This is a genomic window from Gracilibacillus saliphilus (assembly GCF_010994085.1).
Lineage (GTDB): Bacteria > Bacillota > Bacilli > Bacillales > Amphibacillaceae > Gracilibacillus > Gracilibacillus lacisalsi.
This window is the reverse complement of sequence record NZ_WJEB01000023.1, coordinates 69190-96028: the sequence shown is the minus strand read 5'-3', so window position 1 is coordinate 96028 and position 26839 is coordinate 69190. Positions and strand designations below refer to the sequence as shown.

Sequence of the window (26839 nt, the reverse complement as noted above, 5' to 3'; positions counted from 1 at the left end):
TTAGAAAGGAGAACTTTTCGTGCAAATTTATGTAGTAAAACAGGGGGATAGTTTATATCAGATCGCCAATCAATTTGGAACTTCCTATGAATCGATTGCCAATGCAAATGAAATAGATCCCGAATTGCCACTAGTTGTTGGTCAAGCTCTTGTTATCCCGATTTATGGGCGCTTTTATGTCGTCAGACCAGGTGACAGTTTATATACGATTGGGCAAAGGTTTGGTATATCTGCCGCTGAACTTGCTAGTATCAATCAAATTAATATGTATCAACCACTTTCTGTCGGGATGACATTATATATACCAGAACCTGCTAAATCTTCAATTGAAGTCAATGCATATGTTGAACCCACTGGAGGGACGGTCTCAGAAACACTGGAAAACGCGGCGCGAAAACATGCAGGTAACTTAACCTACTTAGCTCCTTTCTCCTACCAAGTAGACCGACAAGGAAACTTAAGTGCTCCCCCATTAAATCAATTTGCAGCTATTGCAAACGAACATAATGCTACACTGATGCTTGTTGTTACCAATCTCGAAGAAGGTGCTTTTAGCGCAGAATTAGGTCGAATCATTTTAACTGATGAAACCGTCCAAAATAATTTACTCGACCAAATTATTCAAACTGCTCAGGAGATTGGGTATGGAGATATTCATTTTGATTTTGAATTTTTACCTCCTGAAAATCGTGAGGACTATCGCAGCTTTTTGGAAAAGGCAACCACTCGATTACATCAAGAAGGATTGTTGGTATCAACTGCCCTTGCACCTAAAACAAGTGCTGAACAACAAGGAGAATGGTATGAGGCTCATGATTATGGCGCACACGGAGAAATTGTTGATTTTGTTGTCTTAATGACATACGAATGGGGATATAGTGGTGGCCCTCCGATGGCCGTTTCACCGATTGGTCCTGTCCGGGACGTCGTTAATTATGCCTTAACAGAAATGCCTCCAGAGAAAATTTTATTAGGTCAAAATCTGTATGGTTATGACTGGACACTTCCCTATGAACCTGGTGGTGAAATGGCGCAAGCTATTAGTCCACAACAAGGAATCCAAATAGCTAGAGAAAACAATCAATCGATCCTGTATGATGAAGAAGCACAAGCCCCTCATTTTAATTATACAGCTCAAAATGGAGAAGAGCATGAAGTCTGGTTCGAGGATGCCCGCTCCATCCAAGCTAAATTTGATCTTATTAAAGAAAAAAACTTACGAGGGATCAGTTATTGGAAACTAGGGTTGGCCTTCCCGCAAAATTGGTTGTTACTCGAAGATCAATTTACAATAGAAAAAAGAGGATAGCTTTAATAAAACAGAGGAGTAATCTATTTATGATTGCTCCTCTTTTATATCCATTAATGTTCTTAAATCATCTTTGTTCACAATCAAATCTGCTAAAGTATATTGATTTAATACTTCAAAAAAGGCACGCATCGCTTCTCCTACAACTGATCGTAATTTACAGGCAGGTGTAATCACACATTGATTGTGCTCCCCGTCAAAACATTCCACTAAATAGAAATCATTTTCCATTAAACGAATGACTTCTCCAATATTTATCTCATCCGGATCTTTCATTAACAGAATACCGCCATTTCGTCCCCGTGTGGTATTGATATATCCTTCCACACTTAATTGGTGAACTACTTTGCGGATATGCTCGGTTGATATATAAAAAGTATCCGATATTTCTTTTATGCTTACTTTTCTTTCACTCGTTCCTGTATAAATCAAAACTCGCAATGCAAAGTCTGTGTATTTTTTTAAACGCATGAAATACTCCCCTTCTCTACTTCATTTTACCCGAAAATAGTCAAAATCGCTATCTCGCTTTTAACAGAATTGTCATAACTTTAGCCAACAGGCTATTGAAAAACTTTCCAAATTTTTTATATAATTAAACATGTATTTTAAATACATGTTTGTAATTAATGTTTGATTAAAGATCGAATGAGTAAAGCTAAGTCGAAAAACGGGCTTAAATTTAATTCACAAGGAGTGTTCGTGATGTCACAATCTACTCAAGCGCTTGAAGCGAAAACAATTGAAACAGTAAAAGCAACTGTTCCCGTACTAGCTGAACATGGAACTGCGATTACTTCGAGGTTTTATCAATTACTTTTTACCAACCATCCGGAATTGAAAAATATTTTTAACCAGACTAATCAACGAAAGGGGAAACAACCTCAAGCATTAGCAAACGCAGTGTATGCTGCTGCAGCAAATATTGACCAATTAGAAAACATTTTACCAGTTGTAAATCAAGTTGCTCATAAACATCGGAGTTTGAACATTAAACCAGAGCATTATCCAATTGTTGGCGAAAATTTACTAAAGGCCATGAAGGATGTCTTGAAAGATGCAGCAACAGATGAAATTATTACAGCTTGGGCAAAAGCATATGATCTGATTGCCAATGCTTTTATTGAAGTCGAAAAAGAAATGTATGAAGAAACTGAACAGAAACCAGGGGGATGGATTGGGTATCGTGGCTTTCGTGTCATTCAAAAAGTGAAGGAAAGTGATGTAATTACCTCTTTCTATTTGAAACCAGCTGATAATGGGCTTCTACCAGATTTTGAAGCTGGTCAATATATAACAGTAAAACTCGATATTCCATCGATTCCATACACTTGTCAGCGTCAATACAGTTTATCCTGCAGACCAAATAAAGAATTTTTCCGTATTAGTGTAAAAAGAGAAGATGGTATTGGAGATAGCCCTGACGGAGTAGTATCTACCTATCTTCATGAGTCCATTCATGAAGGAGACGTGATAGAACTTAGTGCACCAGCTGGGGATTTTGTACTTAATCAGAAGAAGAAGCCACTTGTACTAATCAGTGGTGGTGTTGGTCTAACACCGTTAACAAGTATGTTAGAAACAGTAGTAACACAACAGCCTAATCGTGAAGTTTATTATATTCATGCCGCGCAACATGAAAGGGTACATGGTTTAAAGGATACTGTGAAGCAAATTGCGGATCAGTATGACCATGTTCATACTTTTACTATTTATGAAAAACCTGAAGATGCTAATGCTTGTGATAAAAAAGGTTTTATCGATTTAGCATGGTTACAATCTGTTTTGCCAACGAATCAAGCATCCTTCTACTTCTGTGGTCCTGAGCCATTTATGAAGGCGATTTATAAGGCATTAAAGGATTGGCAGGTGGATGAAGAAGATATTCATTATGAATTCTTCGGCCCTAAAGGAGATTTAGAAGCATAGCTCATAAAGTAAGAGGCTGGGACAAAAGAGTAAATAGATAGGAAAAATCCGAACGTTATTTTCTGAATACACAACCGCTTCGGCAAAATACTTCGCTTTCCGTGGGCACGGCCTCAGCTAACTGTGTGAAGAAGAACACTTCACACAGTGGATCTTCGACTCGTGCTGTTTCCACAGGAGTCTACGTATTTTGCCTACGCTTAGTTTAGATTGTTCGGATTTTCGTTCTACCTATTTAGTTATGTCCCGCTCTCTTTACTTTATTTATTGTTTACCTTTACCATTTCCGTTTAAATCGACTCCAATTGCCGCTCCGTTTCTTCTATTATCTGCAACACCTTTTAATAATCCTCTATCATGATCAAGTAAAATACTTTGAACATTACCAATGCTTGTTGGAGAAGACCCGAATTGATGCCCCATAGAATTTAACTGATTGATAACCTCACTTCCGATACCATTTTCATAGCGATAGGAGTTCAGGTTGTTCGTATAAATCCTAGGTTCTGCAACAGCATCTTCTGGTTCCATTCCATATTCAACCACATTAATAATGGTTTGCAAGACGGAAGTAATAATAGTAGGACCGCCAGGAGAACCAACCGTTAATACTGGTTGATCATCTTCAAATACGATCGTTGGTGTCATACTGCTTAACGGACGTTTATTAGGCTTTACCTCATTCGCACCACCTGGTACAGCATCAAAGTCGGTTAACTCATTGTTCAACATAATTCCATAGCCTGGCACCATAATTCCAGTACCAAATACTTGTTCAATCGTTGTAGTATATGAAACAACATTGCCATATTTGTCAGCCACAGTAAAATGTGTCGTTTCTCCATATTCTCTATCATCTGGCTGTTCTGTGATCTCATAATCAGGTGATGCATGCTCATATAACCATGGATCACCAGCTGTTGGAATTTGATTAACAGAATCTAAATCAATTAGTGCCCTACGTTCAGCAAGGTAATCGGGATGAAGGAGACCGTAAACCGGAATATCAACAAATTCCGGATCTCCAGCATATGCAGCACGGTCAGCATATGCCAAATGCATCGTTTCCGCTAATAAATGATATTTTTCCCAAGATCTTGGTTCGTACTGGGATAAATCAAAATCATCTAGAATCCCCAACATTTGTAGAAGAAATACTCCACCAGAGCTTGGAGGTGGCATGCTGGCAATGTCATATCCTTGAAATTCGCCCCATACCGGTTCGTCTATCGTCACATCATATTGTGCTAAATCTTCAACGGTCATGGAACCACCAAATTCTTGGGCGGTTGTTGCCAGTGCTTCTGCAATTTCACCATTATAAAAAACATCCGTCCCCTTTGCCCGGATCAGTTTAAATGTTTTTGCTAAATCTTCCTGAATAAGAATCTCACCCTCTTGCAGTGGTTCTCCATTTGGAAGAAATACCTCTTGAGCTGCCGTTCTTCGTATTTTATTTTCATTGTTCACAATAGATTGAGCAAGATAATCATCTACAGGAAAGCCATTTTTAGCAAGCTTAATTGCAGGTCCAATCAATTGTTGAAATGGAAGAGTGCCCCACTTTTCATGAGCTGTTTCTAATCCTTTTAATGTCCCTGGAACGCCAACTGCTGTCCCTTGTGTGATTCGCTGACTAAAAGGAATAGGATCACCATTGTCATCTAAAAACATGTCTGGAGTTGCACCAGCCGGAGCACGTTCACGACTATTTACAATAGTTGTTTCATCCGTTTCACCATTGTAAACCATCATAAAACCGCCACCACCGATTCCAGACATCATAGGCTCCACGACGTTTAATGCAAACTGGATGGCAATAGTGGCATCCATTGCATTACCGCCCTTTTTCAGAACATCGGCACCTACCTGCGTTGCTATTCCATGAGATGTCGATACCATTCCTCCATTTGAGGTAGCAACTAAATCAAAGTTTTCATAATCCGTATCGTACTTTGCTGCCCATGCAGCGGTTGGAAGGGTTCCTGCTGTAATGATTAAAATCATACATAAAAATGTTATTCGCATGCACAACTTTTTCATCCAATCTCTCCTCCCTAAAAATATGGATAATAGCGAAATTTGGTAACCAAATGTCCCTCCTTCAACATTCAAATTGCTATAACAATTCGTGCTTTTATTCTCCATTTCCTCCCATAATAGTAAAAACAGTTCTTTCGTCTTGGTTTTAAAAACAGGCAAGTAAATTTGTCCTAAATGCTATAAATAATCACTTCGTTTAACACGGTCATTGCGCTGGTTTTATACTTTCTTTCCATACAAGCTAAAAGGCTAGCACAATGATGCTAGCCTTTTATTCTTACTTATTCTTCTAACGTAGAGGTGTCTCCTGTTGGTAAGCCTAGTTCCCAAGATTTTAATAGCCTACGCATAATTTTACCGCTTCGTGTTTTTGGAATACTATCCTTAATTTCAATTTCACGAGGGGCAGCGTGTGCACTTAAGCCAGTTTTAACAAATTGGCGAATATCCTCCAACAATTCATCCGAAGCCTCATACCCCGGATTTAACGTAATAAAAGCTTTAATAATTTCTCCACGTTCTGGATCAGGTTTACCGATAACCCCTGCTTCCGAGACTGCCTTATGCTCAATTAATTTACTTTCCACCTCAAATGGCCCGACACGTTCACCAGAAGTATTGATTACATCATCTAAACGACCTTGGAACCAAAAATAACCATTCTCATCCATATAAGCGCTGTCTCCAGAAACATACCAATCTTTTATAAAATAACTTTCATATTTTCCCGGATTATTCCATATTGCACGCATCATCGATGGCCAACCTTTTTTAATTGCTAAATTCCCCATTTGATTTGGCGGTAATTCATTACCTTCGTTATCTACTATGGCTGCTTCTACCCCTGGAATTGGTCTTCCCATCGAACCTGGGCGAATTTCCATACTTGGCAGATTGACAATTAACATCGCACCTGTTTCTGTCATCCACCACGTATCATGAATACGCAAATCCAGTACCCGTAATGCCCAAGTAATCACTTCAGGATTTAATGGTTCTCCGACACTTAAAATATGACGTAATGTAGATAAATCATAGTTTTTCACTAATTCGTCACCAGCGCTGACAAACTTACGTAAAGCAGTTGGTGCTGTATACCATATCGTCACATGATGTTTTTCTAACGTTTCATACCAAGATTCAGGTGAAAAACGACCACCTCTAATAACATTGGTTACACCATTTAACCATGGAGCAAAAATACCATAACTTGTACCTGTTACCCATCCTGGGTCAGCTGTACACCAATAAACATCATCTTCTTTAAAGTCAATTACCCATTTACCTGTTGCATAATGTTGAATCATGGCATTATGGACATGATAGACCCCTTTCGGCTTACCAGTAGAACCCGAAGTATAATGCAGGAGCATACCGTCTTCTCTATCTACCCATTCTATATCAAATTCATCAGATGCCTCTGCCATTTCTTCCTCGAAATCAATATAATTATCACCTTTAACATTATCTGTACCGCCTACTAAAACAATTTGCTTTAAATCAGGTAACTCATCAACAGGCACACGGTTTAGAAGTTCAGGTGTTGTAATTAACATTGTCGCTTCACTATCTTCCAAACGGTCACGTACCGCTTGTTCCATAAATGCCTCAAATAATGGTCCGGCAATAGCACCTATTTTTAGAATCCCAAAAAAGTTTGCATAAAACTCTGGACTTCTTGGCATGAACAAGAAAACGCGATCTCCTTTTTGAATTCCGTACTTTTTAAATATATTTGCTGTTTGATTACTTTGCTTGCTTAATTGATCAAAAGTGACACTTTCTTCACGGTCTGGTGCGGAATATAACAATGCCACTTGGTCTTTTTTATTCGGATTTTCTGCATGGCGGTCAATTGCTTCATAAGCAGCATTAACCTTACCAGTATTATACCAGCTAAAATCTTTCTTAATTTCTTCCCAGTCGAAATCTTTTCTTATTGCTTCCAGATCCTTTACATTATGTGTTCCCGGTCTTGGCTGTACTTTTGTCATATCCATCGTATCACCTCTCAAAAAATTATGAACATTTTTCAACAATTGAAACCCCTTACAATACATTTTAACGGATAAAGTAAAGAAATCAAATATTTAAGTCCCATTTTTTACAACTTCATTTAATGCATATTTCAATAAAAAGCTGTAAAGGCTATTCATCAGATAAGATTCACCAAGAAGGAGTTTAACTCGATGCGTTCACTTTCTGGTCAGCGAAAAAGTAAGTCCAGACCATCTCTCAAAAATATCTCATCTTCATTATCTAGCAATATTCAAGAGATGAAACAATTATTCTCATATAAATTAAATAAAGATTTTTCAATGAGAACATTGAAACTGAAGTTCAATCAGAAAGAAGCATGCCTTTTTTATTACAGCTCCATAGTTGATGGTGCAAGGATCAATTTAAATATTATTAAACCTCTATTAGAAAATAATGGAGATTCTGTTGATAATGTAGTATCTATTGAGAATATTGAAGAAGTTTTAGATTTCGAAACTGTAAATGAAAATATTAATAGTGGGAAAGTAATTTTATTTATAGAAGAAGACAAAACGGCCTACGCTATGGATGTTGCAGATTTCCAACATCGAGCTGTCTCTAAATCTGAAAATGAAACAACGATCAAAGGCCCTCAAGATGCCTTTACTGAATCAATGAACACTAATATTTCCTTGATTCGAAAACAATTACATAATAGCCAACTCATCAATGAAGGTATTCAAATAGGTGAACGTTCAAAAAATGAAGTTAACCTTATCTATTTAAAAGACTTAGTAAATAACGATATTCTGGAAAATCTCAGATCTAGACTAAAAGATATCAAAACAGATAGTGTACGGAACATTGAAATGTTAGAACAGTATTTAGAGGAACGTCCTTATTCATTATTACCAACTATTCTATACACGGAAAAACCGGATAAAGCAACTTCGTATATAGAAGAGGGCTTTATTGTAATATTAATGGATAGTTCTTCTGCTTGTCTCATTGTCCCTGTTACTTTTTGGTCATTTTTCCATTATCCAGAAGATCGTTACTTACGGTTTTTTTATGGGAATTTTACTCGAGCAATTCGCTTACTCTCTTTCTATTTAACCCTAATGATTTCAGCAACCTTTGTAGCAATTGCTAATTTCCATAGTGAAATGATTCCTCCAGATTTATTATTGGCTATAACAGCTTCACGGGAACGTATACCTTTTCCATTAATATTTGAAGTATTAATTATGGAAATTGCTTTTGAACTAATTCGTGAAGCAGGATTACGTATTCCTAATCCGCTTGGACCAACAATTGGTATTGTTGGCGCACTAATTTTGGGACAAGCTGCTGTAGAAGCAAATATTATTAGTCCGATTGTTGTGATTGTTGTTGCATTATCTGGATTATCGTCTTTCGCTTTAGCAGATCTTAATATTAATTTTACAATTCGAATAATGCGTTTTCTGTTCATTCTAGCTGCTGGGACATATGGCATGCTCGCATTGACTGGTGCATCTTTATTATTTTTTATGTACACGGCATCAATCAAATCATTCGGTATCCCGTTCTTTTCACCAATGTCACCACACTTTATTTCATCAGAGGATACCGTATTTCGTAAAGCACTAAAAAAGGAATTGTTTCGCCCGGAATATTTACGTCCAAAAGATATACGAAAAAAGGCGAAATCATAATGAAGTAGGTGGTGGGATATCATGCAAAACAATGGGTTTTTACAGACAAAAGAAATCCTTGCGATTACTTTAATCGTAATAGGAAGCAAATTAGCAGATTCCACCCCTGCACTATTGGCTCAAAAAGCTCAAAATGGTTTTTGGTTAATTCCAGTGATCGCGTTTGTATGTATCTTCCCTAGCTTTTTGATCATGCTTTACCTACTGAATAGATACCAACATAAAAATATGATCGAATTAATAGAAACCATTACTGGAAAATGGGTTGGTAAAATAATTGGACTTTTACTTTTTTTATTCACTTTTCTCACGCTTACTTTAAACAGTCGTAATTATGTGGAACAAATTAAACTTTTATATTTTCCTGAGTCTCCTACCGAAATAATTTATCTCATTTTTTTTGGTATTGTCTTTTTTGGGGCAAAGAGAGGATTTGAGGTGATAGGCTATACCTCTTGGGTTGCACTTCCAATTATCAAACTATCTGCAGCCTTAGTTATTATTCTCATCATGGGTAATATCGTCATACAACGCGTCTTTCCTATTTTTGGATCTGGTTTACCAATCATGTTATCAGAAGGGGTTAAAACTACAGCTATTTTTGCTGAGCTTTTTTTTCTACTCATTGCTTACCAATCTGCAAAAAAGACACAAATGTTTACTAAAGGAGTGATAATCGCCAGTATTATCGCTATATTAGAAATCGTTTTATTTTATTTCGTTTATATTACAGTATTTGATTATAATTCAATAGGAAAAATAGCATTCCCTTTCCATGATATTATACAATATATTCAATTTGGTGAATTTTTTACGAATATTGAGACTATTTTTATGGTTTTCTGGCTTTTTGCCGCTTATTTAAAGTTTATTATATTTATTTACATTACAGCTTGGATATTTGGAGAAATATTTGCGATACGAAATTTTGAACCACTTCTTTTACCTTTTAGTTTTTTAGTGATAATGATTGGTCTTTTACCAATTAATTCCGTTACAAATGAGTTAGTACTCCATGAATCGTTAATTACAATCATGTCACCTTTTTTAATTATTCTTCCGGTTCTCTTATGGATCATCGCTTTAGTTAAAGGAGATTTGAAACGATGAACAGAAAGCCATTTGTTTTTCTTTTCATAATGTTACTACTTGCTGGTTGTTATGATCGAATCGAGCTTGAACAACAATCATATGTGGTTGCGATGGGTATCGATAAAACGGATCGAAAAGGAGTATACGCCTTTACATATCAAATCGCCAACCCTGAAGTAGGATCTGCTGCAGGACAAGGTGGCGTTGATGAAGCTCCGGCAGAAATTGTTACTGTAGATGGTGCAGATATCCTCAGCGCTACCCATACAGCTAATTCCTTTGTGACTAAAAAGATTACATTAGATCATACCAAGGTCATCGTAGTTTCAGAAGAGTTAGCGAGGGATGAAGACTTTATTCGAGTTATTCAATCTGCTTCAAGATCACCGCAAATACGAAGAGGGGTACAATTAGTTGTTTCAAGAGAGGATGCAAGTGATTTCATTAATAACAATAAACCGCTAATGGAACAAAGGCCACATAAATATTATCAATTTATGCTCAATCGTGCTACTCAAACAGGAATTATCCCAGAAGCAACCTTACACCGTTTCTTTCAAATAACCGAAGGAGATGCAGACCTATTCTTAGGGATTTATGCTACAACAGAGCAATCCGATCAAACAGAAAATAAAAAAACAGAAGATCAATATATCGCTGGTGAAATACCACAAATTGGGGGGTCACCAACTCAATTCATGGGATCTGCCGTGTTTAAAGAAGGTCAAATGATCGATACCTTAACTGGTGAAGAAACGCGTTTAGCTCAAATATTAGATAATACATTAGAAATGGAAACCTTATTTGCAACTATTCCTGATCCATTAATGCCTGAATATCAAATCGCGTATAATTACTCACAAAAAGAAGACCCAAGCATCAACATACAATATCATAAAGAAAAACCAACCATAATTGATGTACAAATTCCTTATCAAGTAGAAATTTTAGCGGTACCTAGTTTAATAAAATATTCTCAAAATAAAGATGACCAAAAAGTATTAAAAGAAACTCTTACTAAGCGATTAAACGAAAAAACAGCTGAATTAATCCGTAAATCACAAGAGGAGTACCGTTCTGATCCATTTTATTGGTCACTGTATGTGCGTAAATATTTTAAAAGTGTGAAAGACTATGAAGAGGCTGATTGGCATAAGAAAATATATCCAAATGCAAAGATTACTGTTAACTATAAAATGGAAAAATTAGAATTTGGAAAGATGATTAATGATTCTAATCTAGATGAAGTGAGGGACTAAAATGTGGAGCATTATTCCGATTATGTTAGCCATCTTCATTTGCTATCGCCTAGTTATGCATAGTCTAGCAACATTTCACGATGGTAATAAAATGGGGGGGATAGCCATTTTATCGATCATACCTTTTATTATCTTCATCACCATTTGCTATCAACTATTCAAATAATATACGACCCCGAGAGGATTCGAACCTCCGACACCTTCTTTAGGAGAGAAGTGCTCTATCCTACTGAGCTACGGGGTCATGATATAAATACTTAATGAGAAGATCAGGAGAGACACCACTTTATATCTTAATAAATCTTAAGATAAATGGCAAGGCTCTCCTTCCTCACTGTTTATTTTTCAAACATTTCTCTAAGTTCTTTTGATCTTTTAGTAGTCTGCTCTAAGCATGCAATGACTGCTTGTTGAAATTCATGTTGTGCTAATGTTTTAAGTCCTGCTTCTGTCGTACCACCAGGGCTTGTAATTTTCTTTCGTAATGTTGCCGGTGCCTCACTTGTTGTAGCTAACATCTCTGCAACACCTTTAATCGTTTGTGCCATTAAAGGCTTCGCTGTTTCTTTATGCAATCCTTGTTCCTCTACAAATTGCTCCATTGCTTCCACCATGTAATAGTAAAACGCAGGTGCACTGCCCGCTAAAGCCGTATAAGCATCCATTTGCTCTTCTTCTATTAATGTTGTCGTACCGATGGATGTCATCAGTTGCTTTATTAAACCGACAGTTGAAATAGTAGCATATCGTCCTGCAGTTATCGTTGTAGCAGATTGTCCAATCATTGCCGATGTATTAGGCATAACACGGACAACTGCATTACGGAGACCTATTAGTTGCTCCATATATCGAGTAGAGATACCAGCCAATAATGACACAACAATTTTACTTTCACTTAGATACTGTTTTATTTCAGTAATGGCAGGTTGAATATCTTTCGGTTTCATCGCCAAAATAATGATATCACTTTGACTAACTACATCCTTTTTCGATTGTGATGTTCTAATACCATATTTATTTTCTACTTCTGTTAAACGTTCTTTGTTGGAATGATTAGTCGCAATGATTCGATCAGCAGGGACTATTTGTTTAGCAATCATCCCAGCGATAATCGCCTCTGCCATAGAACCCGCACCTAAAAAAGCTATTCGTTTCTCCCGTAAATTCATCATAAGCCCTCCATCATATGTATACTCTTCCCCTATTATAAATGATAACAAGAAGAGGGCAACAAGAAAAAGATAATAAAAGTTTGTTGAACGGACATTTAATCCTTTATTGGAAATTAGCGCTATTATCTATGAATAGCGGAGTAAATGTCCGCGCAAAGAACAAAAAAAAAACCGCTATCTCATGATAACGATTCTCGTACATATATAATCTCCAATTTTGTGTTCAAATAATGGCGGAGGAGGAGGGATTCGAACCCCCGCGGGCCGTGAAGCCCCTGGCGGTTTTCAAGACCGCTCCCTTCAGCCGGACTTGGGTACTCCTCCGTATTTGCTGACGACAAGTAATAATATAGCATACTCCCAAAATAGAGTCAATAGTTTTTTTCTTCTATCTCAATTTTTTTTCGGATAGATGCTAACACACTGATAAGTGTAGCTAATGATCAGTGGGAGTAAACCCTCCACTGATCATAGTCTCACTTTATTGAATCACTGTTTTCCCACCCATATATGGTACCAATACTTCTGGAACTTTTACAGTACCATCTTCTTGTTGGTAGTTTTCAATGATAGCAGAAACAGTACGACCTACTGCTAACCCAGAACCGTTTAACGTATGAACAAACTCCGGTTTTCCTTTCTCTTCGCGACGGAATCGGATACCAGCACGTCTTGCTTGAAAATCTTCAAAATTAGAACAAGAAGAGATTTCACGATACGTATCATTGCTTGGCATCCATACTTCAATATCGTATTTCTTTGCAGCTGTAAAACCTAGATCAGCCGTACACATACTCATTACACGATAAGGTAATTTTAGCAGTTGAAGCACTTTTTCCGCATGCCCTGTTAATTCTTCTAATACATGATAAGAATCCTCTGGTTGTACAATTTGCACCAATTCTACTTTGTTAAATTGATGCTGACGAATTAAACCTCTAGTGTCTCGTCCTGCTGAACCTGCCTCAGAACGGAAATTGCTACTATAAGCAGTGAATTTTTTTGGTAGTTCTTCTGCTTTTAATATTTCTTCACGATGATAATTCGTTACAGGAACCTCAGCAGTTGGAATTAAGAAATAATCCCAACCATCTACTTGAAAAGCATCTTCTTCAAATTTAGGTAATTGACCCGTACCTGTCATGCTTGCGCGATTTACCATATGTGGTGGTAATATTTCTTGATAACCATGCTCATCTGCGTGTAAATCCATCATAAAGTTAATGAGTGCACGTTCTAAGCGAGCACCTAATCCTTTATAAAAGACAAAACGGCTTCCTGTCACTTTTGCAGCCCTTTCAAAGTCTAATATGTCTAATTCTGTTGCTAGATCCCAATGTGGTTTTTCTTCAAAATCAAAGCTTGGTACTTCTCCCCATTTACGTACTTCTACATTGTCATCTTCTGTCTCTCCAATAGGAGTAGATTCATGTGGGATATTTGGAATAGATAACATCAATAATTCCAGTTCTTCTTCTACTTGTCGAAGTTCTTGATCAATTGTTTTGATTCGATCGCCTACTTCACGCATTTCAGTAATCATGTCATCTGCATTTTTCTTTTCTTTTTTCAATAAAGAAATTTGTTTAGATACTTCATTTCGCTTCGCTTTCAATTGTTCTGTTTCAGCGATAAGATCTCTTCTTTTCTCATCAAGATCTCCAAAACGATCCAAATCGGTTAAATCTTCACCTCTGTGTGCTAATTTCTCTTTCACTTCAGCAAAATTTTTACGCAACATTTTCATGTCTAACATAACGATTACCTCCTAAAATTTTTTATTTACTTTTTCCCATTATTTAAGTGTTGAAAGTAATTTGATCACTACGGAATATGTTCATTTTTGAATATAAAAAACTCCCGCCCCATACTGTTAGTAGGGACGAGAGTTTACCCGCGATACCACCCTGATTGGAGAATAGACTTCTCCCGGCTTCTTTCAAAATAACGGCTTCTTGCCGGGTACATGTACTATGATTTCCACGCACCACTCCAGGATGGATTCGCTTATCTTTTATACCGATTTGCACCAACCACCGGCTCTCTTATATAAAACAATAAGCTACTAGTTCCTATCATTGCTTTTTGATATCAGTTTTTCAACAAACTATATTTATTATTATATTATTTTTCCACCATTTTGACAAAGTATTCTGTTAAACGATGGTCTTCGGTTAGTTCTGGGTGAAAAGCACTGCATAGATAATGACCTTGTTGTGCTGCAACAATTTTATCCTGATAAGTAGCTAATACGTCTACTTCAGGTCCAACCTCCATGATGTATGGAGCGCGGATAAAGACTGCTTCAAAATGATCTGCAACACCTTTTATATCTATTTCAGCTTCGAAAGATTCACGCTGTCTGCCAAAAGCATTGCGTTCAACCTTCATATCCATTAATGATAAATGTGCATGATCTTGTCCAACAATATCATTTGCTAACAAGATTAGGCCTGCACAAGTACCAAAAATCGGCTTTCCTTGTTTACCAAAGTCAACTAATGCCTCAAAAAAATCATATTTATCGATGAGTCGACGCATCGTTGTACTCTCGCCACCAGGTATGATTAGTCCATCTATATCAGTTAATTGTTCTTTATACTTAATAATGATCCCTTCAGCTCCAGCTGCTTCAACGGAACGAATATGTTCACGAATCGCACCTTGTAAACCTAATACTCCTATTTTCACCATTACTTTTAACTCCTCACTACTTACCAACCACGATCTTGCATACGCTCTTCAGGAGCAATTGTACTAATTTCTAAACCTTTCATCGCTGTACCAATGCCTTTGGATACTTTTGCAATTAAGTCGTAGTCTTCATAATGTGTTGTTGCTTCTACAATTGCTCTTGCAAAATTAGCAGGATTATCTGATTTAAAGATACCTGAACCAACAAATACTCCATCTGCACCTAGTTGCATCATTAGTGCTGCGTCTGCTGGAGTTGCTACACCACCCGCAGCAAAGTTTACAACAGGTAAACGACCATTTTCTTTAATCTCAAGAAGTACTTCGTATGGAGCACCTAATTCTTTAGCATATGTCATGATTTCATCTTCATTCATATTAACTAGCTTGCGAACTTGTGCATTTACTTCACGAATGTGACGAACTGCTTCGACAATGTTGCCTGTACCAGGTTCACCTTTTGTACGTAACATGGACGTACCTTCACCGATACGACGAGCTGCTTCACCTAAGTTACGACAACCACATACAAATGGTACAGTGTAATCTCTTTTATTTAAGTGATACACTTCATCTGCTGGTGTTAATACTTCACTCTCGTCGATATAATCTACACCCATTGCTTCCAGTACACGAGCTTCTACAATATGACCGATACGGGCTTTTGCCATAACCGGAATAGAAACAGCATTCATCACTTCTTCTACAATCGTAGGATCTGCCATACGAGCTACTCCACCTGCTGCACGAATATCAGATGGTACTCGTTCTAATGCCATAACTGCTACAGCTCCAGCTTCTTCAGCGATTTTTGCTTGTTCTGCATTGACAACGTCCATAATAACGCCGCCTTTTTGCATTTCTGCCATACCTCTTTTAACTCTATCTGTACCTACTTTAGACATTCTTATGTTCCTCCTAAAATTATGAACTATAAAACGATCTATTTCATCCTCTTACATTATATAACAAAAAATACACAAATGCCAACTGCTGTCATCGGAATTAAATTAACTGAATAAACCTTTAAAGAAATCTACCACTGTTGTAAAAACATTCGCAAAGAAGTCTCCAATCGCACCTAGTGCTAGCATAAACCAATTCTGTTTTTCAACTGCATCAGTCGTAACTAGATCTACACGTTGATCCGCTGTATCTCCACCAATATAACCGTAATCTATATCACCATTATACTGAAGAACGGCTTCTCCTATTTTTTCTCCCTCTTCAAGTGGGGCTTCTAATGCTCCGTCTTCTGTTAATTTATCTTCATCAAGCTCATATCGTACATCATATAAGTCTTCTTCACCTGTTTTGATCATTGTTTCAAACGCTTCTGCTGTTTCAATACCTACTTCTTTTTCTTTCCCTTTTGAAACAGAAATATTAGACTCTCCTTCTAATTGGAAACCAGTTGGAAATAGTTCTGCTGTTTCGAATTGGGAGAACCCATATTCCATTAATTTTTTCGTTTCAACAAAACGTTCGCCTTCACTACTCGTTTTCATCACTACTGTAATAATGCGACGATCTCCTTGTTGGGCTGTACCTGTAAAACAATGTCCTGCAGCATCTGTATGACCTGTTTTCAAACCGTCTACACCTTCATATGAATATTGAGAAAAGTTATCATTATCCCAGTCAGGCAACATCCAATTCCAATTTTCTAACACTCTGTCATCTAATTCAGTTGTCGTCTTACTGGAATACTCCAAAGCCTCAGGATAATCATTAATAAGATGATAGGCTAGCAAAGCTGAAGAACGTGCTGATAACAGGTTATCTTCATTTGGTTCAGTTCCCTCTGGGTGGTAATCACCTAAATCAGAATTCGCTAAACCGGTAGAATTAACAAATTTATATTCTGGTAAGCCCATTTCCTCTGCTTTTTCATTCATCATTTTTACGAATTCGCCTTCTGATCCTGCTATTAACTCTGATAGTGCAACCGTTGTACCATTATCAGAGTAAATTGCCATTGCTTCATATAATTCACGGACTGTATAGTCTTTATCCTGAACTAAACCAATCCCCGAAAAATTATTACCAGGAGATGCTAACCAATAAGCGTAATCACTAATTTGAGTAGTTGTATCCCAGCTGATTTGACCTTCATTAATGGCTTCTAGCACCAAATATTCCGTCATCATTTTCGTCATACTAGCTGGAGGTAATTTTAAATCAGATTGTTTCTCATATAAAACTTTCCCTGTGTCAGCATCGACGATGATAGCAGATTCTGCATTAATTTCTATATTCTCTGCGGCTTGTACTTGTAAACTATTCATAGAAAATGTAGTGATCATTAATAATGCAACCACTACCAAAACACTTATCTTTTTCATTACATCTTTCACTTTTCCTACCTCCGACTATTTTTTTACACGAAACAATTTTATCACAACTACTTCAAATAGAAAATAACGCTTTATGACTATCATTAAGAAAAGCGCAAAGCGCCCGCTTAGAAACGTAGCGGCTTCAGAATGAACTGAGATAAAGGAATCATGGTGAGTTTACGAACCAATGATGACTTTCACAGTGCGACTAAGCCTCAGGTTTCACCAATCGGCAAGTCTTCTTTATCGTAGGGCGATTCGTGAAGTCGTCTAGTTTCTGGCGCTTTTTATACTTTCCTTCCTCGTCAGATAAAGAAAACTTGGGTAACCCCAAGTTTTCCTCTATCCTTATTACTATATGTTGAATTATGATAGGGAATAGTTTGGCGATTCTTTCGTAATTTGAACATCATGTGGATGGCTTTCGCGTAATCCTGCCCCTGTCATACGAATAAATTTGGCATCATTTCGTAACGCTTCGATATCAGCAGACCCGCAGTAACCCATACCAGATCTGAGACCACCAATCAATTGATGAACCGTATCGGCTAAAGGTCCTTTATAAGCTACACGACCTTCAATACCTTCTGGAACCAGCTTCTTAGCATCTTGTGAGTCTTGGAAATATCGATCATTAGAACCAGATTTCATGGATGTTACAGATCCCATACCACGATATACTTTATATCTTCTACCTTGGAAGATTTCTGTTTCACCAGGGCTTTCTGATACTCCTGCAAACAAGCTTCCTAACATTACAGCATGCGCACCAGCTGCAATTGCCTTGGCGATATCACCAGAGTACTTAATACCCCCATCAGCAATAACAGGAATATTGTACTTTTGTGCTTCCGTTGCACAATCATTAACTGCTGTTATTTGAGGGACCCCTACACCTGCTACCACTCTAGTTGTACAGATAGAACCAGGGCCAATCCCTACCTTGATAATATTCGCTCCTGCTTCGATAAGTGCTCTTGTCGCTTCAGGAGTTGCGACATTACCAGCAATAATATCAGTATCAGGGTATTTAGTTCGAACGCGTTTAACTTGTTCAATAACACCTTGTGAATGGCCATGTGCTGTGTCAATAACTAATACATCTACACCAGCTTCTACTAGTTTATCAATACGCGTCATCGAATCAGCAGTTACACCAACAGCAGCACCGGCTAATAAGCGTCCTTGCTTGTCCTTAGCAGAATGAGGAAACTCAATTACTTTTTCAATATCTTTGATTGTAATAAGTCCTTTTAACACATTATCATTATCAACTAGTGGCAATTTTTCAATTTTATGTTCTTGCAAGATTTTACTTGCCTCTTCTAATGTTGTACCAACTGGTGCTGTTACTAGGTTTTTACTTGTCATCACATCAGCAATTTTAATCGAATAGTCTTCAATAAAGCGTAAGTCACGATTGGTTAAAATCCCTACTAATTTTTGCTCTTCCTCATTATTTACAATAGGTACACCGGAAATACGGAATTTGCCCATTAAATGTTCTGCATCAAAAACTTGATGATCAGGCAATAGGAAGAATGGATTCGAAATAACGCCACTTTCAGAGCGTTTCACACGGTCTACTTGTTCTGCCTGTTCCTCAATCGACATATTTTTATGAATAATACCGATTCCACCTTGTCTGGCAATCGCAATAGCCATCTTCGCTTCTGTTACAGTATCCATTCCTGCACTTAAAAATGGAATATTAAGCGTAATATTTTCTGATAGCTTTGTCTTAATTGATACATCTCTAGGTAGTACATTTGATTCCGCTGGTAATAATAACACATCGTCGAACGTTAAACCTTCTTTACTAAATTTATCTGTTCTCATCGGTGAACCTCCTTAAATTTTTTGGTTATATTGTGAAATAATGGATGGGAAATGAAGCTCTCTATTACTAGAGTTTCATCTATTTTTTGAGGGTTATATCCTTAACTATTGTTATTTACAATACGATATGTTTTAGGGTTTTTCAACCTTTTTTTTTCGCTATTCCACTCGCTTAAAATGGCGATATGATCAAATCAATAATGTAAGAGGTTACAACATATAAATTTTTTTTACATTAATAGAATATACTATGAACCAAAGACATAACCCCATCCACATCTCTTCTAAATCACATTAGATATAAACTGTGAAGTAGCTTAGTTACAAAGTTAACAGGACTTCTCTTCCGGGGATATCCTTTTCCATATCCTACGTTACTTCGCAGTATATGAATTTTGTGCACTATATTTTTCATAAAAAAACAGGCAACCGTTGTGGTCACCTGTTTATTCTGTAATAATATTTTCAATAAAGATTGCTTGTTTTTCGTCTAGCTTAATGATTTCATCGCTATCCATTAATCTTACCATCGGCCTTGTTGGTTGATTGGAATCAACGAAAATAATATACGCCTCTTTACCAGTTGAGAGCATAACACGGGTACCGATCGTGTAATTCATAAGTGTATCAATAAATTTTTGCAGTACTGGATAATCAAATTTTTGATACTTCAACTTCAACATCTCTTCCATTACCTTAAATGGTGATTGCTTTCTACGATAAACACGTTCTGACGTCATGGCATGGTAAGTATCGCTGACTGCAATAATTTTAGCAAAAGGATGTATTTTCTCATCTTTTACTCCAATTGGATATCCACTACCATCTATTCTTTCATGATGCTGTAATATCGCTATTTTCATATCTTTTGTTACATAAGGAATATCCTCGACCATTCGATAGGATAATGTCGGATGTTTCTTTATTTCCTCATATTCAGCAATGGTTAATCTTGATTCTTTCATGAGCCAATTTTTACTTAATTTAGCCATCCCACAATCAGCCAAAATAGCTGCAAGCCCTACTTGGACCCAATCTTTTTGATAGCCTAGTTTTTTAGCTAGATGTGCGGATAGCAAGGCAATGGATACGCCATGATGATAGAAATAGTCTTCTTTTGAAGCAAATTTATGCAATAAAAATAAATCTAAATTAATATCTTTTACATAATCAAATAATGGCATCATTAATTTTCTTACTTGATAGATATCAATAGAACTTCCACCTTGCCATTTTTGAAACATTGCTTTGTATCCTGAGACAGCATTAAGGTATAAAGTCTCAAAGGAATCTCGTGAGTCCCTTTGGACATTTTTTCGTAAAGCATGCTCAGTATCGATAACTTTTTCAGGGGTGAAAAGACTCCCAGATGCTAATTTTTCCGATACCTCTACAAAATCAATATTAAAGTGTTTTAAAACTTGAATATGTTCTTCTGTAATGACTGTATTTTTATCAATAATTGGATGCTTAGTTTTCCCTAATATTGGTTTAGTAACAATACATCCTGGTATGAGTTGTTGTGGATGCACCTGCAAATAGATCACACCCTTTACTATTTTTCTATCTCTTCTTCATTACCTTCTTCAACAATCTCTTCTTCACGATCCACCTTAGCTACTGTTGCAACTTTTTCCTCTTCCTGTAGTCTAATCAGTCGAACCCCTTGTGTATTTCGACCTGTCGTTGAGATACCTTCTACCTGCATACGAATGAGGACACCAGATACTGTCATAATCATAATATCCTCTTCAGTCGTTACATTCTTCACTGCTACGACTCTACCAGTTTTTTCAGTAATGTTAGCAGTAAATATCCCTTTACCGCCACGATTGGTTCTACGATATTCGTCAACAGGTGTTCTTTTTCCATAACCATTCTCGGTTACGTTCAGTACATACTGGTCTTCCTCCAGAATTTCCATCGAAACAACCTCATCATCTTCACGTAATGAAATACCTTTGACACCTGCTGCTGTTCTTCCCATAGCACGGATTTGACTTTCTTCAAATCGAATGACATAGCCATTCTTAGTACCAATTAAAATATCTTTATCGCCATCTGTTAAACGAACAGAAATTAATTCATCGCCTTCTCGCAAGTTTAGTGCAATCAAGCCACCTTTACGGATGTTTGCAAATTGAGGAAGTGACGTTCTCTTAGATATACCATACTTGGTTGTGAAGAATAAATACCAGTCTTCCTTATACTCACTGACCGTGATAACGGCATTAATCCATTCGCCTTGTTCCACTTCTAATAAATTGATAATCGGAATACCTTTAGCTGTACGATTAAATTCAGGAACTTCATACCCTTTAGAACGGTATACCTTTCCTTTATTAGAGAAAAACAGAACCGTATCATGTGTTGAACAAGAAACTAAATGTTCGACAAAATCATCATCATTCGTACCCATTCCCTGTACTCCACGACCACCGCGTCTTTGTGCTCGATAGGTCGAAGCCGGTAGACGTTTAATATAGCCTCTGTGTGTCAATGTGATAACAATACTTTCCTCAGGGATTAAATCTTCATCTTCAATCAGATCTATTCCACCAGATACAATTTCTGTTCTTCTTTCATCATTGTACTTCTCTTTAATTTCTAATAATTCTTCACGAATAATTTCGAGAATTTTCTCTTCATTCGCCAAGATTTCCTTCAATTCTTTAATTAACGCTACAATCTGGCTATACTCATCTTCAATCTTTTCCCGTTCTAAACCAGTCAGACGTTGTAGACGCATATCTAAAATTGCTTGCGCCTGTTTTTCGGACAGGTTAAATTGATTCATTAAGCCATCACGAGCAATTTCAGTTGTTTTGGATTGGCGAATTAAAGTAATAATCGCATCAATATGATCCAATGCCGTCCGTAAACCTTCGAGGATATGTGCACGTGCTTCCGCTTTATTTAAATCATATTGCGTTCTTCTCGTAATAATTTCTTTTTGATGCTCTAAATAATATACCAGACACTGTTTCAAGTTTAATACTTTCGGCTGTCCATCCACTAAGGCTAGCATGTTGATACCAAAAGAAGTTTGTAAGGATGTCTGTTTATATAAATTATTTAATACGACGTTTGGATTCGCATCACGACGTAGTTCAATTACAATTCGCATACCATTACGGTCTGACTCATCTCGTAAATCAGTGATACCTTCGATACGTTTATCTCTAGCTAAATCAGCAATTTTTTCGACTAGCTTAGCTTTATTGACTTGATATGGAATTTCTGAAACAAGGATTCTTGATTTACCATTCGCTTGTTCTTCTATCGCTGTTTTGGCACGAATGGTAATGGATCCTTTACCAGTCTCATAGGCTCTTCTAATACCACTTCGACCCAAAATTTCACCAGCTGTCGGGAAATCAGGGCCATAAATATATTCTTCCATTAATTCACTAATAGAAATTTCTGGATTCTGACTAATTGCTAAGATAGCATCAATCGTTTCACCTAAATGATGTGGAGGGATATTAGTTGCCATCCCTACAGCAATACCAGAAGCACCATTCACTAACAGGTTAGGGAACTTAGCAGGTAATACTTTCGGTTCTCTTTCCGAACCATCATAGTTATCCATGTAATCAATCGTATCTTTATTAATATCCCGTAACATTTCCATTGAAATCTTAGACATTCTGGCTTCTGTATAACGCATTGCCGCTGGTGGGTCACCGTCAACTGAACCAAAGTTTCCATGGCCATCAACAAGCATATAGCGATAACTAAAATCTTGTGCCATTCTTACCATTGCATCATAGACAGCAGAGTCACCATGGGGGTGATACTTACCAATAACATCCCCAACAATACGAGCTGATTTCTTATATGCTTTATCCGCATGCATACCCTGGTCATTTAACGCATATAATATTCGACGATGAACAGGTTTCATCCCGTCTCGAACATCAGGTAATGCACGAGATACAATAACACTCATTGCATAATCTAAGAAAGATGTTCTCATTTCTTGCCCTATATTAATTTCTTGAACTTGTGGACGGTTTTGATCCACCATATTTGATTACCTCCTATTTCACTGCAGGAAGACGTGAAAATTGCTATTCTGTTCAAACTGGATTAGATATCTAAATTTTTAACATATACCGCATTATCCTGAATAAAATTACGGCGTGGTTCTACTTTATCTCCCATAAGCATGTCAAAAATTTGATCAGCTTCCATTGCATCCTCCAAACTTACTTGCAACAATGTACGTCCTTCAGGATCCATTGTTGTTTCCCACAGCTGTGTTGCATTCATTTCTCCTAAACCTTTGTAACGCTGTAAACCTGGTTTTGGCTGTTTAGGTAATTCTGCTAATAATTGATCTAACTCTTTATCTGAATAAGTGTAATGTACAGCTTTACCTTGTTTGATTTGATAAAGAGGTGGCTGTGCAATATAGACATAACCATAATCAATCAACGGTCGCATAAATCGGAAGAAAAAGGTTAATAACAAGGTTCTAATATGTGCACCGTCAACATCTGCATCGGTCATAATGACAATTTTGTGGTAACGTGCTTTCGAAATATCAAATTCTTCGCCAATCCCGGTACCAAGTGCCGTAATAATTGAACGAATCTCATTGTTAGATAAAATCCTGTCTAATCTTGCTTTTTCGACATTCAATATTTTACCTCTCAATGGCAAAATCGCTTGGAAATGACGATCTCGCCCTTGCTTGGCAGAACCACCTGCAGAGTCCCCCTCTACAATATACAGTTCACTAATCGTGGCATCTCGTGACGAACAGTCGGCTAGTTTCCCTGGAAGATTGGAAACTTCCAAAGCACCTTTACGTCTTGTTAATTCTCTAGCCTTTTTCGCTGCCATTCTAGCTCTTGAAGCCATTAAGCCTTTATCGACAATAATTCTTGCTGTATTAGGATTTTCAAATAAAAACTTCGAAAATAGCTCACTAAAGGCTGAATCTGTAATGGTTCTTGCCTCACTATTACCTAGCTTCGTCTTCGTTTGCCCCTCAAATTGTGGATCTGGATGCTTAACGGAGATAATCGCTGTTAAACCTTCTCTTACATCATCTCCGGTCAAATTCGGGTCGTTTTCTTTGAATAAGTTATTCTTGCGTGCGTAATCATTAATAACACGAGTAAGGCCCGTTTTAAAACCAGATTCATGTGTACCACCTTCATGGGTACTAATATTGTTGGCAAATGAATAGATATTGCTTGCGAATCCATCATTGTATTGTAATGCTACTTCTACTTGAATATTATCTTCTTCTTTTTCTGCATAAAACGGCTCATGTAATACTTCTTTTGAACGGTTCAAGTGCTCCACGTAGGACCCGATTCCACCTTCATAATAAAAGGTTTCTGGCTCACTGTCCTCTCGATTATCTTGAATGGAGATTCGTAAACCTTTATTAAGGTAGGCTAATTCCCGTAATCTTGTCGCTAAAGTTTCGTAGTTATATTCAGTAGTTTCTGTGAATATTTCAGGATCTGGTTTAAAACGAGTTCTAGTTCCTGTGATATCCGTTTCACCAATTAATTCTAATTCTTTGTTCAGTTTACCGCGTGAAAAACTAATATAATACAATTTCCCATCACGGTGAACATGCACTTCTAGTTCAGTAGCTAAAGCATTTACGACGGAAGCCCCAACTCCGTGCAGACCACCTGATACTTTGTAACCACCGCCACCAAATTTTCCACCAGCATGCAGGACAGTCATAATGGTTTCTACTGCAGGTCGACCTGTTTTCTCATGTAAACTTACTGGAATTCCACGACCGTTATCGACTACTGTTATACTATTATCTTTTTCAATAAAAACCTCGATATGATCACAGTAACCTGCCAGTGCTTCATCGATACTGTTATCAACAATCTCCCAGACTAAATGATGAAGTCCTTTTTCATTGGTAGAACCAATGTACATTCCCGGCCTTTTTCGTACTGCTTCCAAGCCTTCTAATACTTGAATTTGATCTGCATCATAGGCTTGTTCTAGTGGCGTATTTTCTTCCATTGTCAATTCAATCACCTACATTCTCTCTCATTGATTATCTTTATTCTTCATCACCATTTTCAGAATAATCCTCTAATCTGCTGATAGTGGAAATCATACTGGCTCTTTTCTTTAATGTTAAAACCGATAACGGGCTATAATATACTTTGTCAGCAGTAATTACTACTGCCTTTGTTACATCTTCTTCTGATACAACGACCTGTTCATTCTCTTTCAGTTCTTCTAGCATCTCCTCGTTGATCGTAGAGGAAGTTACTAAACTGTAATCAATTATTCCTATCACATCTTTAGATTGAATAACATGGTCATCTCCAATGTGAATAAACATAATATCCCTACTTTTTACTCGATTATTTTTCCGTTATCTATTCTAAAAATCTCTGCCTTCTCCAGTGTCTGATGATGAATACCATCCACACTGGTTGTAGAGACAAAGGTTTGGACTTTTCCTTCAATCGTATCTAATAAATGGGACTGTCTGAAATCATCTAATTCACTTAAGACATCATCTAATAACAAAATAGGATAATCATTAATTTCCTGATAGATCAGTTCTATCTCTGCGAGTTTCAAAGATAGCGCAGTTGTTCTTTGTTGGCCTTGTGACCCAAATGTTTGAACATTTTTATCATTAACATAGAAGACTAAATCATCTCTGTGTGGACCTATTAAGGTTGTACCACGCTCAACTTCTTTCGTTTCTAATTTCTCAAATGACTCTGCTAGAACTGTTCCTATTTTTTCCTTTTCATCTGTCTCTGATACATCAATAGTAGGAGTATATTGTAAATCCAAATCTTCGATTCCTCTGCTGATTCCTCGGTGTATCTCATTGGCCCAGGCACGCAGACGCTTCATAAACATAAAGCGTTTTTCTAAGATAATAGCAGCATGTTCAATTATTTGCTCTGTCAGGACACGCAGCATGGTGAGATCATTTGATTTACGTTTTTGCAATTGCTTTAATAAATGATTTCGTTGTTTTAGGATTTTGACATATTGTCCAAGATGATAGATATAGATTGGTTGGATTTGGCCTATTTCCATGTCAATAAAACGTCTTCTAATTTGAGGGCTCCCTTTCACAAGATTTAAATCCTCAGGTGCAAACATCACAATGTTTAATGCACCAATATAATCACTAAGACGTTTTTGTTCTAAATGGTTTAATTTAGCTTTTTTACCTTTATTGGTAATTTGTATTTCAAGTGGGAACTGTTGCTTTCTTTTAAATACACTACCTTCTATTTTAGCATAATTTTGCTCCCATTGGATTAATTCTTTATCTTTTGTGGTTCGATGTGATTTGGAGAATCCTAACACATAGATAGCTTCCATTAAGTTTGTTTTGCCTTGAGCATTTTCTCCAATGATCACGTTTATTTTATCGTCGAACTGAACAGATAACTGATCATAGTTGCGATATTGAGTTAAACTTAATTGTTGTATATACATTCGAATTTCCTTCCGAATT

The 26839-nt window shown here is 37.0% G+C and carries 20 protein-coding genes, 2 tRNA genes and 1 other annotated feature; of the genes, 6 read left to right on the top strand and 16 right to left on the bottom strand.

Annotated features, from left to right (window positions below; genetic code table 11):
* The first annotated feature begins 19 nt into the window (after positions 1–19).
* Complete coding sequence (locus GHT08_RS14995; protein ID WP_163582228.1) at positions 20–1309, top strand: glycoside hydrolase family 18 protein; 1290 nt, start codon at positions 20–22, stop codon at positions 1307–1309.
* A 27-nt stretch (positions 1310–1336) separates the two neighbouring features.
* On the opposite strand, the gene GHT08_RS14990 is transcribed toward GHT08_RS14995, so the two are convergent.
* Positions 1337–1780, bottom strand: coding sequence for an RrF2 family transcriptional regulator (locus tag GHT08_RS14990; RefSeq protein WP_163582226.1), 444 nt, complete (start codon positions 1778–1780; stop codon positions 1337–1339).
* Positions 1781–2014: 234 nt separating this feature from the next.
* Here GHT08_RS14990 and hmpA point away from each other — a divergent pair, with 234 nt between their 5' ends.
* Positions 2015–3238, top strand: coding sequence for an NO-inducible flavohemoprotein (gene hmpA, locus GHT08_RS14985; RefSeq protein ID WP_163582224.1), 1224 nt, complete (start codon positions 2015–2017; stop codon positions 3236–3238).
* Between the two features lie 264 nt (positions 3239–3502).
* Here hmpA and ggt read toward each other — a convergent pair whose 3' ends face one another.
* Positions 3503–5281, bottom strand: coding sequence for a gamma-glutamyltransferase (gene ggt, locus GHT08_RS14980; protein ID WP_163582222.1), 1779 nt, complete (start codon positions 5279–5281; stop codon positions 3503–3505).
* Positions 5282–5562: 281 nt separating this feature from the next.
* Positions 5563–7281: an acetate--CoA ligase gene (acsA, locus tag GHT08_RS14975; protein WP_163582220.1), complete on the bottom strand. Its 1719-nt coding sequence runs from the start codon at positions 7279–7281 to the stop codon at positions 5563–5565.
* 189 nt (positions 7282–7470) lie between these two features.
* Here acsA and GHT08_RS14970 point away from each other — a divergent pair, with 189 nt between their 5' ends.
* Genes GHT08_RS14970 through GHT08_RS14955 form a run of 4 tightly spaced genes read left to right on the top strand, consistent with a single transcriptional unit; the run spans position 7471 to position 11475 of the window.
* Positions 7471–8958, top strand: coding sequence for a spore germination protein (locus tag GHT08_RS14970; RefSeq protein ID WP_163582219.1), 1488 nt, complete (start codon positions 7471–7473; stop codon positions 8956–8958).
* A 21-nt stretch (positions 8959–8979) separates the two neighbouring features.
* Positions 8980–10068 (top strand): GerAB/ArcD/ProY family transporter, encoded by a 1089-nt coding sequence (locus GHT08_RS14965; protein WP_163582217.1) that lies wholly within the window; start codon positions 8980–8982, stop codon positions 10066–10068.
* The gene (locus GHT08_RS14960; RefSeq protein WP_163582215.1) at positions 10065–11309 is read left to right on the top strand and encodes a Ger(x)C family spore germination protein; all 1245 of its coding nucleotides are present in this window, start codon (positions 10065–10067) and stop codon (positions 11307–11309) included. Before GHT08_RS14965 ends, GHT08_RS14960 begins: the two co-directional genes overlap by 4 nt.
* Position 11310: 1 nt before the next feature.
* Positions 11311–11475 carry a hypothetical protein gene (locus GHT08_RS14955; protein ID WP_163582214.1) on the top strand — a complete coding sequence of 55 codons (165 nt, stop codon included), beginning with the start codon at positions 11311–11313 and terminating at the stop codon, positions 11473–11475.
* 4 nt (positions 11476–11479) lie between these two features.
* Here the strand turns inward: GHT08_RS14955 and GHT08_RS14950 are convergent.
* The 13 genes from GHT08_RS14950 to recF all read right to left on the bottom strand — a co-directional run bounded on the left by GHT08_RS14950 (position 11480) and on the right by recF (position 26820).
* Positions 11480–11553 (bottom strand) — tRNA-Arg (locus GHT08_RS14950).
* Positions 11554–11647: 94 nt separating this feature from the next.
* Complete coding sequence (proC, locus tag GHT08_RS14945; RefSeq protein WP_163582212.1) at positions 11648–12478, bottom strand: pyrroline-5-carboxylate reductase; 831 nt, start codon at positions 12476–12478, stop codon at positions 11648–11650.
* 234 nt (positions 12479–12712) lie between these two features.
* Positions 12713–12805 (bottom strand) — tRNA-Ser (locus GHT08_RS14940).
* Positions 12806–12962: 157 nt separating this feature from the next.
* Complete coding sequence (gene serS, locus GHT08_RS14935; protein ID WP_163582210.1) at positions 12963–14237, bottom strand: serine--tRNA ligase; 1275 nt, start codon at positions 14235–14237, stop codon at positions 12963–12965.
* A gap of 119 nt (positions 14238–14356) precedes the next feature.
* Positions 14357–14569, bottom strand: a binding site (T-box leader).
* A 36-nt stretch (positions 14570–14605) separates the two neighbouring features.
* The gene (gene pdxT, locus GHT08_RS14930) at positions 14606–15175 is read right to left on the bottom strand and encodes a pyridoxal 5'-phosphate synthase glutaminase subunit PdxT (RefSeq protein WP_163582209.1); all 570 of its coding nucleotides are present in this window, start codon (positions 15173–15175) and stop codon (positions 14606–14608) included.
* A 20-nt stretch (positions 15176–15195) separates the two neighbouring features.
* A complete protein-coding gene (pdxS, locus tag GHT08_RS14925) occupies positions 15196–16080 on the bottom strand; it encodes a pyridoxal 5'-phosphate synthase lyase subunit PdxS (RefSeq protein WP_018933868.1) in 885 nt (294 codons plus the stop codon).
* Between the two features lie 105 nt (positions 16081–16185).
* Complete coding sequence (locus GHT08_RS14920; protein ID WP_163582207.1) at positions 16186–17532, bottom strand: D-alanyl-D-alanine carboxypeptidase family protein; 1347 nt, start codon at positions 17530–17532, stop codon at positions 16186–16188.
* Between the two features lie 348 nt (positions 17533–17880).
* Positions 17881–19353, bottom strand: coding sequence for an IMP dehydrogenase (gene guaB, locus GHT08_RS14915; protein WP_163582206.1), 1473 nt, complete (start codon positions 19351–19353; stop codon positions 17881–17883).
* 446 nt (positions 19354–19799) lie between these two features.
* On the bottom strand, positions 19800–20885 hold the full coding sequence (locus tag GHT08_RS14910; RefSeq protein WP_238343595.1) for an HD-GYP domain-containing protein: 1086 nt from the start codon (positions 20883–20885) through the stop codon (positions 19800–19802).
* A 23-nt stretch (positions 20886–20908) separates the two neighbouring features.
* Positions 20909–23383: a DNA gyrase subunit A gene (gene gyrA / locus GHT08_RS14905; RefSeq protein ID WP_163582202.1), complete on the bottom strand. Its 2475-nt coding sequence runs from the start codon at positions 23381–23383 to the stop codon at positions 20909–20911.
* Positions 23384–23445: 62 nt separating this feature from the next.
* Positions 23446–25365 (bottom strand): DNA topoisomerase (ATP-hydrolyzing) subunit B, encoded by a 1920-nt coding sequence (gene gyrB / locus GHT08_RS14900; protein WP_193568309.1) that lies wholly within the window; start codon positions 25363–25365, stop codon positions 23446–23448.
* 40 nt (positions 25366–25405) lie between these two features.
* Positions 25406–25693: an extracellular matrix regulator RemB gene (gene remB / locus GHT08_RS14895; protein ID WP_018933829.1), complete on the bottom strand. Its 288-nt coding sequence runs from the start codon at positions 25691–25693 to the stop codon at positions 25406–25408.
* Positions 25694–25707: 14 nt separating this feature from the next.
* The gene (gene recF / locus GHT08_RS14890) at positions 25708–26820 is read right to left on the bottom strand and encodes a DNA replication/repair protein RecF (protein ID WP_163582201.1); all 1113 of its coding nucleotides are present in this window, start codon (positions 26818–26820) and stop codon (positions 25708–25710) included.
* Positions 26821–26839 lie beyond the last annotated feature (19 nt).

Coding starts and splice junctions, on each gene's coding strand:
- GHT08_RS14990 (WP_163582226.1), bottom strand. CDS start 1,780: ATGCGTTTAAAAAAATACACAGACTTTGCATTGCGAGTTTTGATTTAT.
- hmpA (WP_163582224.1), top strand. CDS start 2,015: ATGTCACAATCTACTCAAGCGCTTGAAGCGAAAACAATTGAAACAGTA.
- ggt (WP_163582222.1), bottom strand. CDS start 5,281: ATGAAAAAGTTGTGCATGCGAATAACATTTTTATGTATGATTTTAATC.
- acsA (WP_163582220.1), bottom strand. CDS start 7,281: ATGGATATGACAAAAGTACAGCCAAGACCGGGAACACATAATGTAAAG.
- GHT08_RS14970 (WP_163582219.1), top strand. CDS start 7,471: ATGCGTTCACTTTCTGGTCAGCGAAAAAGTAAGTCCAGACCATCTCTC.
- GHT08_RS14965 (WP_163582217.1), top strand. CDS start 8,980: ATGCAAAACAATGGGTTTTTACAGACAAAAGAAATCCTTGCGATTACT.
- GHT08_RS14960 (WP_163582215.1), top strand. CDS start 10,065: ATGAACAGAAAGCCATTTGTTTTTCTTTTCATAATGTTACTACTTGCT.
- GHT08_RS14955 (WP_163582214.1), top strand. CDS start 11,311: ATGTGGAGCATTATTCCGATTATGTTAGCCATCTTCATTTGCTATCGC.
- proC (WP_163582212.1), bottom strand. CDS start 12,478: ATGAATTTACGGGAGAAACGAATAGCTTTTTTAGGTGCGGGTTCTATG.
- serS (WP_163582210.1), bottom strand. CDS start 14,237: ATGTTAGACATGAAAATGTTGCGTAAAAATTTTGCTGAAGTGAAAGAG.
- pdxT (WP_163582209.1), bottom strand. CDS start 15,175: ATGGTGAAAATAGGAGTATTAGGTTTACAAGGTGCGATTCGTGAACAT.
- pdxS (WP_018933868.1), bottom strand. CDS start 16,080: ATGTCTAAAGTAGGTACAGATAGAGTTAAAAGAGGTATGGCAGAAATG.
- guaB (WP_163582206.1), bottom strand. CDS start 19,353: ATGAGAACAGATAAATTTAGTAAAGAAGGTTTAACGTTCGACGATGTG.
- gyrA (WP_163582202.1), bottom strand. CDS start 23,383: ATGGTGGATCAAAACCGTCCACAAGTTCAAGAAATTAATATAGGGCAA.
- gyrB (WP_193568309.1), bottom strand. CDS start 25,365: ATGGAAGAAAATACGCCACTAGAACAAGCCTATGATGCAGATCAAATT.
- remB (WP_018933829.1), bottom strand. CDS start 25,693: ATGTTTATTCACATTGGAGATGACCATGTTATTCAATCTAAAGATGTG.
- recF (WP_163582201.1), bottom strand. CDS start 26,820: ATGTATATACAACAATTAAGTTTAACTCAATATCGCAACTATGATCAG.